We start from the raw sequence: 14,597 nt of genomic DNA, 5'->3' as shown, positions 1-14,597 counted from the left end.
GAGCGAAGCGGGCGTTCGGCATGAGCGGGCGGGCGCGGCTGGCGCTGTGCGCGATGGTGGCGACGCTGTGCGCCGGGGGCGCGTTGCTGCCGCTGGTGGACCCGTTCACCTGGCTCTTCCAGGCGGCCCTGCTGCTGGCGCTGGTGACGGGGGTGGGCGCGCTTTGTCGGCACGTCCCGCTGGCCCGGCCGCTGACCGTCGGCGCGCAGGCGCTGGCGGCCGTCCTGCTGCTGACCGTGGTGTTCGCCCGCGGCCAGGCGATAGCCGGACTGCTGCCGGGCCCGGACGCCGTCACCGCCTTGGTCGACCTGGTACGGGACGGGGTCCGGGACGTCGGCCGGTACGCCATCCCCGCTCCGGTCACGCCCGGCATCCGGCTGTTGCTGGTCGCCGGGGTGCTGCTGATCGGCCTGGTCGTGGACGCGTTGGCGGTCACCTACCGCAGCGCCGCTCCCGCCGGGCTACCGCTGCTCGCGCTGTATTCGGTGGCGGCGGGGCTGTCCCAGAGCAGCGCGGGCTGGCTGTGGTTCGTCGTGGCGGCCGCCGGCTATCTGCTGCTCCTGCTCGCCGAGGGCCGCGACCGACTCTCCCAGTGGGGGCGGGTGTTCGGCGGTCCGGTCGCCGGCCGGCCGGGAGCGGCCCGGGGCGGCCGGCTGCCGATCCGCCGGGGCCGCCGGATCGGCGCGCTGGCACTGGGCATCGCGCTGCTGGTGCCCGCCGTGCTGCCGTCCCTGGGCGCCGGGCTGCTCGGCCCGACCGCCGACGGCACCGGCCCCGGTGGCGGGGGCGGCACCATCTCCGCGGTGAACCCCCTGGTCTCGCTCCAGGACAGTCTGAACCAACCGGAGGACCGCGAGGTACTCAACTACCGCACGACCGCGGCCGACACCCGCGAGATGTATCTGCGGATCGTCGCCCTGGACCAGTTCGACGGCACGGCCTGGAAGCCGTCCGAGCGCACGGTCACCGACGTTCCCGCCGAGCTGCCGCGGCCGCCCGGCCTCAGCTCCGACGTGTCCGTCACCCGGATCAACACCTCCCTGTCCACCGCTCAGTGGTACGCCCAGAACTGGCTGCCGCTCCCCTATCCGGTGGCCAAGGTGGACATCCCGGGCCGCTGGCGGTTCGAGCCCGAGGGCCGCACCCTGGTCGGCGACCGCGGGCAGAACACCCACGGCCTCCAGTACCAAGTCGAGAGCCTCCAGGTGCGGCCCACCGCCCATCAGCTGGCCGCGGCCCCGCCGCCGCCCGCCGCCCTGCAGCGCGAGTACACCAAGGTCCCGGACTCCCTCCCCCCGATCGTCCGCACCACCGCCCGCCAGGTCACCCGCGGCGCCCGCACCGCGTACGACAAGGCGGTCAAGCTCCAGGACTGGTTCGCGCTCTACGGGGGCTTCAGCTACAACACCGAGGTCAGAGCGGGCAGCGGCACCGAGGCGATCGCCCGCTTCCTGGAGGACAAGGAGGGTTTCTGCGTCCACTTCTCGTTCTCCATGGCGGCGATGGCCCGCACCCTGGGCATCCCGGCCCGGGTCGCGGTCGGTTTCACCCCGGGCACCCGGCAGCCCGACGGCACGACGTCGGTGGGCCTGAAGGACGCGCACGCCTGGCCCGAGCTGTATTTCCAGGGCGTCGGCTGGACCCGCTTCGAGCCGACCCCGAGCCGTGGCAGCGTCCCGGACTACGCCTATCCGGACACCTCCCAGGCGACCGGCCCGGGCGGCCCGGACCATGCGCCGGCGCCGTCCGCGGTGCCCTCGACCGGGCCGTCCGCGTCCCCCTCCTGCGGCCCCGGCGAGCGGCGGGCGGGCTCCGGACCGGACTGCGCGGCCGCGCCCACGGTGTCGGCTGCCGGCCCGCCGGACGGCGGCCTCGCGCCCGGGACGCTCACGCTCCTCGTCCTCGCCGCGCTACTGCTCGTGGCGCTGCCCGCGGTCCCGCTGCGGTGGCGGGCCCGGGCCCGCACCCGCCGGTTGGCGGACGGTCCGGGCGGTGCCGCCGCGGCGGACCCTCTCGCCGCCTGGCAGGAGCTGTTGGACACCGGCTGGGACTTCGGCATCCTCCCGGACGAGTCGCTGACGCCGCGCACGGCGGTGGCCCGGATCATTCGCATCGGGGAACTGCAACCCGACGACGCGGCGGCCGCCCAGCGGGTCGCCACGGCGGTCGAGCAGGTCCTGTATGCCCCGCAGCCGGTTCCGGCGGCCGGCCTCGCCGCGGACGTCCGGCAGGTGCACGCCGGCCTACGGGACGGGGCGCCCCGCGCCCTGCGGCTACGGGCCCGGTTCGCCCCGCGCTCCGCGGCCCGCTTGCGCTGGTCCTGGGCGGCCCGCTGGTCGGCCCTGCGGCTGCACTGCCGGAACAGCCGCCCGGCGGCCGCGGCCCGGCGCGCGGCGGCCGCACTGCGGACGGCGGGGTGGCGGCGCGACAAGCGGGTGTAGTCCAGCGCCGCGGACGGCCCGCCCCGGGCCCGGCACCGGGGGTCCCGTCCCCCGCCGCCGGGCCCGGACAGCGCCGTCCGTAGGCGGCCCGACACCCAGCGCGCGGGACCGCAGCACCCACAAAGACCGGCGGAACGGCACGTCACAGGCGCGGGCCAGACGGACGGGCACCATCATGCGGCCCCGGGAAGAGGGACAGCCGCGGGAAGAAAAAGGTGTGGCCCCCGATCCCTCGGGGGCCACACCACGGAAAGTCACACAGACGGTCCGATACCCACGCGTGAGCCGCTACCAGGGGGCGGAGGCTGTCACAGGGCGCGGACGGACATCAGGAACTCGGCTGGATCCGAGCCGGAACGCGTGGCGGGAACCGGGGGCGCTGGGGCCGGCGGTCAGTGCCCCTGCTGTTCGTCGCGGCGGCGCTGCCAGCGGTCCTCGATGCGGTTCATCATCGAACGGCGCGCCCTGACCTGGCGGCGCGCCTGCGGCCCGCTCGGGGCCGCACCCCGCTCACCGGGCTTGGGGGCCTTGCGCCAGCCGGTGACGGCCAGCACGGCGCAGCCGAGCATGACGAGGAAGCCGACGACGCTGACCCACCAGATCTGCTGCGCGACCATTCCGGCCATGAGCAGGCCGATACCCACCAGGAAGCCCGCGACCGCTTGGTAGACCCGTCGCCGGGTGTACGTACGCAGCCCGCTTCCCTCAAGCGCTGTCGCGAACTTGGGATCTTCGGCGTACAGCGCTCGCTCCATTTGCTCGAGCATGCGCTGCTCGTGCTCCGAGAGCGGCACGGAGTCCTCCTACTCGTCGGTCGCGGGGGGCGACCGGGTGCGACCCTTTCAGGATAGGCAGGGAATCGCCCCCGTGAAACCCGCCCCTCTACGCCAATTCACCGTCCGCACCGCCGCGGCGGTGCGGTGGTGATGCTGGCTGCATTCCCCACCCGCCAGTCCGTCATGCCGGAGCGTCGTACCCCGATCATACGGGGCGAAGCGGCTGTTCGGGTGGCCTGTGGTCGACCGCACGCGGTGCCCGCGGGCGTCGCCGGGGCCGCGTCGGCGGCGCTCCCGGCCGCCGGCCCGGTCCCGCCACGACCGCGGCCGCCCCGGCACGCCAGTCCGGAGGTGCGGCCGCTGCGGTCCCGGACCGGGTCAGTCGCGCTCGGCCAGGACGTGGAGTTGGGTGGCGACGGAGTGGAACGCGGGCTGCTCGGCCGCGGCGGCCTCCAGCTTCAGCAGGGCGTCCATGGCTCCGGGCTCGGTGTCGACCAGGACGCCGGGGACCAGGTCGGCGAAGATCCGTACGCCGTGCACCGCGCCGACCTGGAGGCCGGTGGCGGTGACCAGGTCGGTGAGCTGTTCGGCGGTGAACCGGCGGGGCACCGGGTCGCCCTCGCCCCAGCGGCCCGCGGGGTCGGTGAGGGCCCGGCGGGCCTCGGTGAAGTGACCCGCCAGGGCTCGGGCGAGGACCGCCCCGCCCAGGCCGGCGGCGAGCAGGCTGAGGGTGCCGGCGGGGCGCAGCGCGCCGGCGGCGTTGCGCAGGCCCTCGGCGGGGTCGTCCACGTACTCCAGCACGCCGTGGCAGAGCACCGCGTCGTAGCCACCGCGCTCGACGACCTGGAACAGGCCGTGGGCATCGCCCTGGACCCCGCGGATCCGGTCGGCGACCCCGGCCTCGGCGGCCCGACGCTCCAGAGCGAAGAGGGCGTTGGGGCTGGGGTCGACGACGGTGACGCGGTGGCCGAGGCGGGCCACCGGGACAGCGAAGTTGCCGCTGCCGCCACCGGTGTCGAGGACGTCCAGGGCCTCGCGCCCGGCGGCCTTGACCCGGCGCTCCAGGGCGTCCTTGAGGACGTCCCAGACCACGGCGGTACGAAGGGAGGCGCGCGGGCGCAGCGGGTCAGACACGGTGGGTGGCTCCTCGGCGGGGCATGAACATCCAGTCGTTCACCACCCTATTCCGTAATCCGCCGGGTGCCGCGTCCGGCCCGCGCGGCGCAGCAGTCCGGGCGTCAGCCGGCCTTCTCCCAGCTGGCGCCGGGGGTCTCGGCCCGCTGCGGGGGCAGCGCGGGCTGGAGCCGGAGCATCCGCTCGACGAGGCGGAGGAACATCCCGGCGTCCCGCAGGAGGTCGTCGGCTGCGCGCGGGCTGGCCGCGCCCGTTATGCCGGCCTCGGCCCTGGCCCGGCGGTCGGCGCCGGCCGCGAACAGGGCGCTCCACTCGGTGAGTTCGGGGGCGACCTCGGGCAGCACCTCCCAGGCACTCCGGATAGTCTTCCGGCGGCGCGCGGTGGGCTCCGGTCGGCCGCGCACGGCGAGGACCGCGGCCGCGGCGCGCAGTGCGGCCAGGTGGGCGGTGGCGAACCGTTCGTTGGCGGATTCCAGGGTCTGGGCCTCGTCGAGGCCGTGCTGAGCCTTGGTGAGCAGATCGAGGGCGGCGGGTGGCGCGGCCGCCCGGCGCAGGACGGGGTGGACATCGCTCGGGGGACCGTACGCAGCCGAGCTGCCCGCGACGGGACGAGCTGCCATGACGAACCTCCTGTCGTCGCCCGCTGGTTGAGGGCCGGCGGGCCGATGCGGACCGTATGCACCCATCGTGCGGCACACCACTGACAATCGACCCTGACCTGCGGTTTCAACGGAAAACGGACATCGGATCGGCGGATCCGGAACGGGTTTTCGCGGATTTCCGGAGAACCTCTTGCGGAGGGTGGGACGGATCCCTACTTTGTACTGACCAGTCAGTGCAAGGGAGGGATCGTGGACAGCACCCCGCACGGGGCGGCGGTCGCGGCCGCGGGATTCGGGGTCAAGGGCCCCCGCGGCTGGGCGTTCCGGGACATCGACCTCACGGCGGAACCCGGCGCGCTGATCGCCGTACAGGGCCCGTCGGGGTCCGGCCGTACGTGTCTGCTGCTGGCGCTCACCGGCCGGATGAAGCCCGCGGCGGGCACCGCCGAGGTCGCCGGGCTGCCGCTGCCCCAGCGCATGGCCGCGGTCCGGTCCCGCACCGCGCTCGCCCACGTGCCGGGGGTCGCCGAGCTCGATCCGGCCCTGACCGTGGGCGAGCATCTGCGCGAACGCGCCCTGTTGCAGGGCCGGTTCGGCGCCTCGCCCCGTACGCTGCTGCGCCCCCGGCGGGAACGCCGGGCGCAGGCCCGCGCCCTGGTGGACGACGCGCTGACCGCCGCCGGACTGGACGTGGCAACGCTGCCCAAGGGGATCCGCACCTCCGTGCGCGACCTGGAGCGGCTGGAGGCGCTGCGGCTGTCCGTGGCGCTGGCGCTGATCGGCGGCCCCCGGCTGCTGGCCGTGGACGACACCGACCTGAAGTTGTCCGACGGGGAACGCACCGCAGCCTGGGCGCTGCTGCGCGCGCTGGCGGAAGCCGGCACCACCGTGCTCGCGGTGTGCAGCGAGCCGCCGGCGGACCCCGCGGGCGTGGTCCTGGTGCACACCGGCCGCCCGGCAGCGGACGCTGCCGACGCCCCCGAGTACGGCGGGCACGACGAGGAAGGGGCGGCCGATGCGCTCGCCGAAGCTGGCCGCGCTTGAGCTGAAGCGGTTCGGGAGGGGGAAGCTGCCGCGCGCCGCGCTGGCCGCGCTCCTGCTGCTGCCGCTCCTGTACGGCGCGCTCTACCTGTGGTCCTTCTGGGACCCCTACGGCCGGCTGGACCGGATCCCGGTCGCGCTGGTCAACGACGACCAGGGCGCCGACGTCGGCGGGCAACACATCGCGGCCGGCGACGGCATCGTCGCCGGGCTGCGCGACAGTCACACCTTCGACTGGCACCAGGTGGACGCCCAGGAGGCCGGCCGGGGCGTCGAGGACGGCACGTACTACCTCTCGCTGTCCATTCCGCGGGACTTCAGCCGGCGGATCGCCTCCAGCTCCGGGGCCCACCCGGAGACCGGCGCCCTGAAGGTACGCACCAACGACGCCAACAACTACATCGTCGGGCAGATCTCCCGGACGGTCTTCTCCGAGGTGCGCGCGGCGGCCACGGCCAAGGCGTCGCGGACCTTCCTCGACAAGATCTTCGTCTCGTTCTCGACCCTGCACGGCAAGACCGAGGAAGCCGCCGACGGCGCGGACCGGCTCAAGGACGGCATCGGGCAGGCGAAGGACGGCGCCGGCAAACTGGCCGACGGCCTGGGCACCGCCAAGAACGGCAGCGCGCAACTGGTCGGCGGCCTGGGCGACCTCGACGCCGGCGCGGGGCGGCTCAACCAGGGCAGCGCCGACCTCGCCAAGGGGGCCGGCACCGCCGCCAACGGGGCACGCCAACTGGCCGACGGCTCCGGGCAGGTGGCCCAGGGCACCCAGCAGCTCGCCGACACCGTCAACGGCGTCGTCGACAAGGTGGGGCCGTTCGTCCGGGCGCACGGCAAGGAGATCGGCGAGGCCGCGCAGCTGGTCGCCGACGGCGCCCAGGCGGTGCGCGACCACCTGGACAAGCTGCCCGGCGCGGCCGACACGGGCGCACGGCTCTCCCGGGGCCTCGCCGACCACCTGGACACGTACTACCGGCTGCGCTGCGGCAGCGGCATCACCCTGGAGACCGACTGCGCCGAGCTGAAGCGGATCACCGAGCAGGCGGCCACCGCGGCGGACACCGCCGAAGAGGTCAGCGGCTACGTCCACGACCAGAAGGACCTCGACCAGCTCGGCCGGGACCTGGACACCCTGCACTCGCTGGCCTCCGAACTGGCCGCGCACGGGCCGACCCTCGGGGCCGACATGGACACCGCGGTCCAGAAGATCAACGACCTCAACGACGGCGCCCACAAGGTCTCCGCGGGCGCCCGCAAACTGGCCGCCGGCAACGCCCGGTTGGCCACCGGCGCGGACCGGCTCAACGACGGGGCACGCCAGCTGCACGACGGCACCGGCCGCGCCGCCTCCGGGATGACCGACCTGGACGCCGGCGTCGGCCGCCTCAAGGACGGCGCGCAGACGCTGGACGGCGGGATGTTCAAGCTCTCCGACGGCTCGGCACAGCTGGCCGGCGGGCTGCACGACGGGGCGCGGCAGATCCCCGACTACGGCGAGAAGGACCGCGACGCGCGCACCCTGGTCATGTCCGACCCGGTGCAGCTGGCGTCCGGCGCCGCCCACAAGGCGCCCAACTACGGCACCGGGTTCGCCCCGTACTTCATCCCGCTGTCCCTGTGGGTCGGCGCGATGGTGGCGTACATGCTGATCGCACCGCTCAACCGGAGGGCGCTGGCGATGGGCGCGTCCTCCTGGCGGGTGGCGCTGTCCGGATGGCTTCCGGTGTTCGGCATCGGGGTGCTCCAGACCGCCGCGCTGATGTCCGTGCTGCACTTCGCGCTCGGTCTTCAGATGGCCCGGGCGGCCGGCACGATCGGCTTCCTGGTCCTGGTCACGGCCTGCTTCTCGGCGATCGTGCAGTGGCTGAACGCGAAGTTCGGGCCGGCCGGCAGGATCCTCGTCCTGGCGCTGCTGATGCTCCAGTTGACGTCGGCCGGCGGCACCTATCCGGTGCAGACCAGCCCGGGCTTCTTCGGTGCCATCCACCCCTACCTGCCGATGAGTTACATCGTCGAGGGACTGCGCCGGCTCATCACGGGCGGCGACCTGGCCCCCGTATGGCAGGGCGGTGCGGTACTGGTGGCGTTCACCCTCGGGGCGCTCGCGCTGACCTCCCTGGCGGCGCGCGGCCGCCAGGTGGTGCGGATGAAGGACCTCCACCCGGAGCTGAGCCTGTGAGCGCCCACCCGTCGCCCGCCACCGCCCTGCCGGAGAGGCTACGCGCCGCGCGTCGATTTGCCTCGACCGGCACAATCGCCCCTATGGACAGCTCCAACACACGCCGCGACGCGACCCGGCGCAAGCTCTTCGAAGCCGCGGTCACGCTCATCGCCGAACAGGGCTTCTCCTCCACCACGGTGGACGAGATCGCCGAACGGGCGGGGGTCGCGAAGGGCACCGTGTACTACAACTTCGCGAGCAAGAACGTCCTCTTCGAGGAGCTGCTGCGGCACGGCATCGAGTTGCTGGCGTCCTCCCTCCAGACGGCCGCCGACGAGGTCACCGACCGGGGCGGCACCCAGGTCGACGCCCTGGACGCGATGATCCGGGCCGGCCTGGAGTTCATCGCCCGCTACCCGGCCCTCACCCAGCTCTACGTCGCCGAGCTGTGGCGCACCAACCGGGCCTGGCAGTCCACGCTCATGGTGGTGCGGGAGCGGGCCATCACGGTGGTGGAGAACGTGCTGCGGGAGGCCGTGGCCGGCGGGGAGCTGAGCGAGGAGATCGACATCCCGCTGACCGCCTCGGCGCTGTTCGGGATGGTCCTGGTGGCCGCCCTGGACTGGCAGTCGTACCAGCCGGACCGGTCGATCGACGACGTGCACGCGGCGCTGTCGCGGCTCCTCCAGGGGCGGGTCACCGGCCGTCCCGCCTGAGGGAGCGGCGTTCCGCCCTCGTCCCCGGGGCCCGGCCCCATACGGAAAGAGGCGCCGCCCTGGCACGGATCGTTCCCCCGATCGATCCGACCAGGGCAGCGCCGCCCCCGTCGTTCCCCCGTACTCCCCCGTCATTCCCCCGTTCCGTCCGGGGAGCCGCACCGCTCCGCCGCCCCGTGTCGGCGGTGCGGCGCTGCTTCCCGTCCGTGGCCCCCACTCTTCCGTCCGGGCGGATCCCGGCCCATCCGCGTACCTACTCATCTCGGCGTCTGAGTACGGATACTCAAAGCTGAGCACCCCGCCCCATCAGCCGGGCAGCGGGCCCCGCGGACCGCCTACGATCTGCGACGTGTCCGTACTTCCCTTGGTCTTCACCAGCGGCTGGGCGAGCGGGATCAACGCCTACGCCGTCGTCCTGCTCCTCGGCCTGCTCGGCGCGACCGGCGTCTCCGACGAGGTCCCCGCCGCGCTGGAACGCCCCGATGTGCTGATCGTCGCCGGACTGCTCTTCGTGGCCGAGGTGATCGCCGACAAGATCCCGTACGTGGACTCCGTCTGGGACGCCGTGCACACCGTGATCCGGCCGATCGCCGGCGGTGTGGTGGCGGCGCTGCTGGCCGGGCACGACGGGTCGCTGCCCCAGCTGGCGGCCGGTGCCGTGGGCGGCTCCACGGCGCTGGTGAGCCATCTGGTCAAGGCGGGCACCCGGATCGCGGTCAACACCTCGCCGGAGCCGGCCAGCAACATCGTGCTGAGCCTGGCGGAGGACCTGGGCGTCGCCGGGATCGTCGCGTTCGCGCTGTTCCACCCGTGGATCGCGGCGGGCATCGCGGCGGTGCTGCTGGCCGCCGGCATCGCGGTGGTGATCTTCCTGTGGTCGCGGATCCGCCGGTACCTGCGGCGCCGGCGGGAACGGCGCGCGGAGAAGCGGCTCGCGGCGGCCGCGGGCAGCGCGCCACCCGCCGGCTGAGCCCGCCGGCGGCCGGGCCGGACACCGGCGATGTCACAGCGGTGCGAAGCGCTTCCCCCCAGGGCGGTGGCGGGCGACGGCGGGCGTTGTCAGTGCCGCCGGATACAGTCGCAGGCATGGCAGGGATTGCGGTGATCGGCGCCGGGATGGGCGCCATGGCGGCCGCCGCCAGGCTGGCCGTCGCGGGCCACCGGGTGGCGGTGTTCGAGCGCGGTGCGACGTACGGCGGCGCACTGGGCCACTTCGAGCGGCACGGCTTCGCCTTCGACACGGGCCCCGGGCTGCTGCATCTGCCGGCGGTCTACCGCGACCTGTTCGTCAAGACCGGCCGCGAGCCGCTGGAGCGCTGCGTCGAGCTGACCCAGGTCGACCCCGCGAGCCGACACCTCTTCGCCGACGGCACCTCCGCGACGCTGCCGAACGCCTCGCGGGCCGGTGTCCTGACCGCCCTGGACGAGGCGCTGGGCGCCGGCAGCGGCGAGCGCTGGAGCGCCCTGCTGGGCCGCGCCCGCGAGGCGTGGGACGCCACCCGCCGGCCGCTCCTGGAAGAGCCGCTGTGGGCGGACTGGCGGGTGCTGGGGCGCGATCCGTATCCGGCGGTGCGCCGGCGCGGCCTGTTCGGGCTGGGCGGGGGCAAGGGCCCGACCACCGCCACCCTCGCCGAGGTCGCCCGACGCGAGCTGGCCGACCCCCGGCTGATCGCCCTGCTGGAGAGCCACGCCCTGGCGTACGGCTTCGACCCGCGCACCGCCCCGGCCAGCGCGGCTGTGCTGCCCTACATGGAGCAGACCTTCGGCAGCTGGTACGTGGGCGGCGGGATGCGGGCACTGGCCGACGCGCTGTACGAGCGCTGCCGGGCCCGCAGGGTGGAGTTCACTTTCGGTGCCGAGGTGACCGGGATCCTGGAGAAGGGCGGCCGGGCCGCGGGCGTGGAGCTGGCCGACAGGCGGGTGGCCGACGCCGAGTTCGTGGTCGCGGGCCTCGACCCGGTCCGGTTGCCGGAGCTCTGCGCGGGCCGCGAGCCCTGGAACGACGGTGACGTCCGCCCCGACCCGGGGCCGGGCGACCGGGCCCCGGCACGACTGACGGTCTGCCTGGCACTGCGCGGCGCCCGCCCGGCGGACGCGGTGCACCGCACGGTGGTGCATGCCGCGGACCGCACCGCGGAGCTGGCCGGCGTCTTCGGCGACGGGCACGACCTGCGGGCCCCCTGTGCCCGGCCGACGGTGACGGTGCTGCGCCCCGACGACCCCGCGACGCGGCCCGACGACGACCACGAGGCGGTGACCCTCACCGCCACCGTCGCCCCGCACGGTCCGGTCGACTGGCTGGACTCCGAGGCCCTGGAGCAGGACGCGGACCGGCTGGTCGAGAGCGCCGAGGCGGCGGTGCCGGGCCTGCGGGAGCGGGTGCTGTGGCGGGAGGTCGTGCCACCGACCGACGGCGGGCCGGTGCCGGGCCCGGCGCTGGCGGGCCAGGACGGACGATTCCTGCGGCCCGGCAACCGCACCCGGATACCGGGGCTCTACACCGTCGGCGGCTGGTCCCATCCCGGCGGCGGGCTGGCGCACGCCGGCATGTCCGGGGCGATCGTCGCCGGCCTGATCGTGAACGGCGACGACTGGCACGGCTCGGAGTGAGACCGGGGTGAGGCCGGAGTGAGAGCCGACTGAGGCCGCCCGGCCCCGCAGCCCCGGGACCGGGCCCGGTCTCAACTCAGGCCGGGGCGGCGGCAGTTCAGCAGCCCCGCCGCCCGAGCCACCCCGCCGTTCAGTAGTGGTACCGCTGCTCGTCGTACCCCGGCTGCTGCGGGGGCGGGTAGGTCGGCTGCTGCTGGGGCGGGTAGGTCGGCTGCTCCGCCGGGTGCCCGGTCTCGCGCTGCTGCGGCACCCAGACCCCGTCGGGCGGGGTCTCCGGGTAGTAGTCCTGCCCGTACTGCTGCGCCGGCTGCCCGCCAAGGCCGTCGTAGTGCTGCTCCGGCTGCCCGCCGAGGCCGTCGTAGTACTGCGCCGGCTGCCCGCCAAGGCCGTCGTAGTGCTGTTCGGCCTGGTACTGCGCCCGGCCGAACGGGTCGGGCTCCTCGTAGGGGTCGTAGTGCGCGGCGTACTGCTGGGTGCCGATGTACGGATCGGAGTAGGGCACCTGCTCGCCGTGGTAGGCGCCGTCGGCGTAGGCGGGGTAAGGGTCGGCGTAGCCGTCCTGGCCGGCGGTCGGGGCGTAACCCCCGCCGTAGCCATGGCCGTTGCCGTCGCCTTCCGCGGTGGCGTTCCCGAAGAGGTCGTACGAGGCGGGGGCGGTCAACGGGTCGGGGCGGGCGTCGGGGCTGTAGACACCGTAGGCCCCGGTCTCGTCCGGCAGTGGCTGGGGCGCGTAGACGGTGGGGGCGTCCGGGTGGGCGTACCCGAAGAATTCCGGGGCGGCGGGCGGTTCACCGGGGCCGGCCGCGTCCGGCAGCGGCTGGTACGGGTCCGGGCTCCCGGCACCGTCCCCGCCGTGATCGCCCGGCGCGGGCTCCGGACCGGCGTCGGCGGCGGCCGGAGCCGATTCCTCCGCCAGCCCGGAGACCTGGAGGTTCGGCCCGGCGGCGGGGGCGCGGGACGAGCGGGCGCGGCGCCGGCGGTTCGGCTTGGGCCGCCCGCCGATCGTCCAGCCCTCCGCGAAGCCCCGGCGGACGGAGAGCGTGACAAACGTCTGCCCGGTCGCGAAGGCGATGGCACCCAGCGCGATCACGATGACCGACGGGATGAGCACGCCGGCCACCACGCCCAGGAAGCCGCACAGTGCCAGCAACCGCCAGCGCAGCGGCGCCTTGTGCTGGAACAGGACCTCACCGAGCAGCCACAGAGCGACCAGGGCAAACGCGATGTAGAGGATCATCCAGCCCATATGCGCCCCTCTTTCGCCGGATGCCGGCCAGCGTGGTCAGGACCGCTGGTGCAGCCCCAGATTCTCGTAGATTTCCAAGGTCGCCGTGGAGTGGTTCAGGGTGATGAAGTGCAACCCGGGCACGTCCTCGGCCATCAAGCGCGCACACAGGTCCGTCGCGTACTCGATGCCAATGGAGCGTACCGCCGCTGGGTCGTCCTTGACCGCGAGGATGCGCTCCGCGAGCTCGGGCGGGAACGCAGCATTGCTGAGCTGCGCAAACCGCTCGATCTGGCGCACGTTGGTCACCGGCATGATCTCCGGAATGATCGGCGTCGAGCAACCCGCGGCGTGGACCCGGTCCCGCAGCCGGAAATAGTCGTCCGGGTAGAAGAACATCTGCGTGATCGCGAAGTCGGCGCCCGCGCGGCACTTGTCGACAAAGTGCCGGATGTCGGCGTCCCAGTCCGTCGAGCGCGGATGCATCTCGGGGAAGGCGGCCACGCCGACGCAGAAGTCGCCGGACTCCTTGATCAACTGGACCAGGTCGGCGGCGTAGTCGATGCCGTCGGGGTGCCGGACCCACTCGCCCATGGGGTCGCCCGGCGGGTCGCCGCGCAGCGCGAGCATGTTGCGGATCCCGGCGCCGGCGTACTGGCCGATGATGTTGCGGAGCTCGGCGGTGGAGTGGTTGACCGCGGTCAGGTGGGCGACCGGGGTGAGGGTGGTGTCGGTGGCGATGCGCTCGGTGGCGCGGACCGTACCGTCACGGGAGGTACCGCCGGCACCGTAGGTCACCGACACGAAGGTCGGGGCGACGGCTTCGATGCGGCGAATGGCGTTCCACAACGTCCGCTCGCCCTTCTCCGTCTTCGGGGCGGCGAACTCGAATGAATAGGATCGCTTGCCGGAAGCAAGCAGGTCGCGCACGGTTCGTGCGCGATCAGTCCTGGTGGAAGCTGTACCTAGGGCCATACGGGCAGGTTAACCACACCCCGGACGGACACCAACCGGCATCGGCGTATTGCCTGGTTGGTGCGGCTGCTGTCCACTACGTGGACATCTCGCAACCGTCTCGCGGCCATCCGGCGGTCTCCCGGCGGACGCCGGCCGCCCCCGTCAGGCGGACCAGGTCCGGACCCGCTTGGCCAGCTCCGCGGCCGCCGCGCCCGGGTCGTCGGCCTCGGTGAGCGCGCGGACCACCACCACCCGGCGGGCGCCGGCCGCCAGCACCTCGTCGAGGTTGCCGGCGTCGATCCCGCCGATCGCGAACCAGGGGCGCTCGGGGCTCCGCGCGGCGGCATACCGGACGAGGTCCAGGCCGGGCGCGTACCGGCCGGGCTTGGTCGGCGTCGGCCAGCAGGGGCCGGTGCAGAAGTAGTCCACTCCGGGCTCGGTGAGCGCGGCGTCCACCTCGGCCTCGGCGTGGGTGGAGCGGCCTATCAGCGTCTCCGGGCCGAGGAGGGCGCGGGCCGCCGGGACCGGCAGGTCCCCCTGGCCGAGGTGGAGCACCTCGGCGCCCGCGGCATGGGCGACGTCCGCGCGGTCGTTGACCGCGAGCAGCTTGCCGTGCCGCCGGCAGGCGTCCGCGAAGACCTCCAGGTGGCGCAGCTCCTCGCCGGCTTCCATGCCCTTGTCGCGCAGCTGGACGATGTCCACGCCCGAGGCCAGCACCGCGTCCAGGAACTGCGGGAGGTCGCCCTGGCGGGTACGCGCGTCGGTGCACAGGTAGAGCCGGGCGTCGGACAGGGCCTGTCGAGCGGTGGTCATCGGGCGGCTTCCCCCTCGTCGGCGGGGGGGGGGGGCGGGCGGGGCGCGGCCCCCCCGCCCGGCGGGGGGGGGTGTGGGGTGGGGGGGGGGTTGGAGTTGGGGGGGGGGGGGGGGAGGC

General features: G+C 74.3%; 12 protein-coding genes. 6 read left to right on the top strand and 6 right to left on the bottom strand.

Translation table 11 applies throughout. The features are described 5' to 3' along the window. Positions 1-20: 20 nt before the first annotated feature. Positions 21-2,441, top strand: a complete 2,421-nt coding sequence (locus ACFVT2_RS34975) for a transglutaminaseTgpA domain-containing protein (RefSeq protein ID WP_390024689.1) — start codon at positions 21-23, stop codon at positions 2,439-2,441. Between the two features lie 392 nt (positions 2,442-2,833). Here the strand turns inward: ACFVT2_RS34975 and ACFVT2_RS34970 are convergent, their stop codons facing one another. From ACFVT2_RS34970 to ACFVT2_RS34960, 3 genes are all read right to left on the bottom strand, one after another. Continuing rightward, complete coding sequence (locus tag ACFVT2_RS34970) at positions 2,834-3,235, bottom strand: DUF3040 domain-containing protein (RefSeq protein ID WP_390024633.1); 402 nt, start codon at positions 3,233-3,235, stop codon at positions 2,834-2,836. Between the two features lie 360 nt (positions 3,236-3,595). Further along, a complete protein-coding gene (locus ACFVT2_RS34965) occupies positions 3,596-4,351 on the bottom strand; it encodes a class I SAM-dependent methyltransferase (protein ID WP_390024631.1) in 756 nt (251 codons plus the stop codon). 104 nt (positions 4,352-4,455) lie between these two features. Next, positions 4,456-4,971 (bottom strand): SAV_6107 family HEPN domain-containing protein, encoded by a 516-nt coding sequence (locus ACFVT2_RS34960; protein ID WP_390024629.1) that lies wholly within the window; start codon positions 4,969-4,971, stop codon positions 4,456-4,458. Between the two features lie 231 nt (positions 4,972-5,202). Here ACFVT2_RS34960 and ACFVT2_RS34955 point away from each other — a divergent pair, with 231 nt between their 5' ends. The 5 genes from ACFVT2_RS34955 (at position 5,203) to ACFVT2_RS34935 (ending at position 11,484) form a co-directional block, all read left to right on the top strand. Next, entirely contained in the window at positions 5,203-5,997 is a 795-nt protein-coding gene (locus ACFVT2_RS34955; protein WP_390024627.1) for an ATP-binding cassette domain-containing protein, read from the top strand. Then, on the top strand, positions 5,969-8,176 hold the full coding sequence (locus ACFVT2_RS34950; RefSeq protein WP_390024625.1) for a YhgE/Pip family protein: 2,208 nt from the start codon (positions 5,969-5,971) through the stop codon (positions 8,174-8,176). The genes ACFVT2_RS34955 and ACFVT2_RS34950 overlap by 29 nt, the downstream gene beginning before the upstream one ends. Before the next feature lie 83 nt (positions 8,177-8,259). Further along, a complete protein-coding gene (locus ACFVT2_RS34945) occupies positions 8,260-8,874 on the top strand; it encodes a TetR/AcrR family transcriptional regulator (protein ID WP_390024623.1) in 615 nt (204 codons plus the stop codon). 349 nt (positions 8,875-9,223) lie between these two features. Beyond that, the gene (locus ACFVT2_RS34940) at positions 9,224-9,844 is read left to right on the top strand and encodes a DUF4126 domain-containing protein (protein WP_390024621.1); all 621 of its coding nucleotides are present in this window, start codon (positions 9,224-9,226) and stop codon (positions 9,842-9,844) included. Between the two features lie 116 nt (positions 9,845-9,960). Beyond that, entirely contained in the window at positions 9,961-11,484 is a 1,524-nt protein-coding gene (locus tag ACFVT2_RS34935; protein ID WP_390024619.1) for a phytoene desaturase family protein, read from the top strand. 130 nt (positions 11,485-11,614) lie between these two features. Here the strand turns inward: ACFVT2_RS34935 and ACFVT2_RS34930 are convergent, their stop codons facing one another. The 3 genes from ACFVT2_RS34930 to thiE all read right to left on the bottom strand — a co-directional run bounded on the left by ACFVT2_RS34930 (position 11,615) and on the right by thiE (position 14,479). Continuing rightward, positions 11,615-12,730 (bottom strand): hypothetical protein, encoded by a 1,116-nt coding sequence (locus tag ACFVT2_RS34930; protein ID WP_390024617.1) that lies wholly within the window; start codon positions 12,728-12,730, stop codon positions 11,615-11,617. A gap of 36 nt (positions 12,731-12,766) precedes the next feature. Then, positions 12,767-13,684, bottom strand: a complete 918-nt coding sequence (gene metF, locus ACFVT2_RS34925; RefSeq protein ID WP_390024615.1) for a methylenetetrahydrofolate reductase [NAD(P)H] — start codon at positions 13,682-13,684, stop codon at positions 12,767-12,769. A gap of 144 nt (positions 13,685-13,828) precedes the next feature. After that, positions 13,829-14,479, bottom strand: a complete 651-nt coding sequence (gene thiE / locus ACFVT2_RS34920; protein ID WP_390024613.1) for a thiamine phosphate synthase — start codon at positions 14,477-14,479, stop codon at positions 13,829-13,831. Positions 14,480-14,597 lie beyond the last annotated feature (118 nt).

The sequence above is a fragment of the Streptomyces sp. NPDC058000 genome, assembly GCF_042886435.1.
GTDB lineage: Bacteria > Actinomycetota > Actinomycetes > Streptomycetales > Streptomycetaceae > Streptomyces.
Note: the sequence above shows the minus strand (reverse complement) of the source record. Positions and strands in the feature narration are given on the sequence as shown.

Excerpts from the sequence above, each read along its gene's own strand:
- ACFVT2_RS34950 (WP_390024625.1), top strand. The coding sequence starts at position 5,969 with ATGCGCTCGCCGAAGCTGGCCGCGCTTGAGCTGAAGCGGTTCGGGAGG.
- ACFVT2_RS34975 (WP_390024689.1), top strand. The coding sequence starts at position 21 with ATGAGCGGGCGGGCGCGGCTGGCGCTGTGCGCGATGGTGGCGACGCTG.
- metF (WP_390024615.1), bottom strand. The coding sequence starts at position 13,684 with ATGGCCCTAGGTACAGCTTCCACCAGGACTGATCGCGCACGAACCGTG.
- ACFVT2_RS34930 (WP_390024617.1), bottom strand. The coding sequence starts at position 12,730 with ATGGGCTGGATGATCCTCTACATCGCGTTTGCCCTGGTCGCTCTGTGG.
- ACFVT2_RS34960 (WP_390024629.1), bottom strand. The coding sequence starts at position 4,971 with ATGGCAGCTCGTCCCGTCGCGGGCAGCTCGGCTGCGTACGGTCCCCCG.
- ACFVT2_RS34935 (WP_390024619.1), top strand. The coding sequence starts at position 9,961 with ATGGCAGGGATTGCGGTGATCGGCGCCGGGATGGGCGCCATGGCGGCC.
- thiE (WP_390024613.1), bottom strand. The coding sequence starts at position 14,479 with ATGACCACCGCTCGACAGGCCCTGTCCGACGCCCGGCTCTACCTGTGC.
- ACFVT2_RS34945 (WP_390024623.1), top strand. The coding sequence starts at position 8,260 with ATGGACAGCTCCAACACACGCCGCGACGCGACCCGGCGCAAGCTCTTC.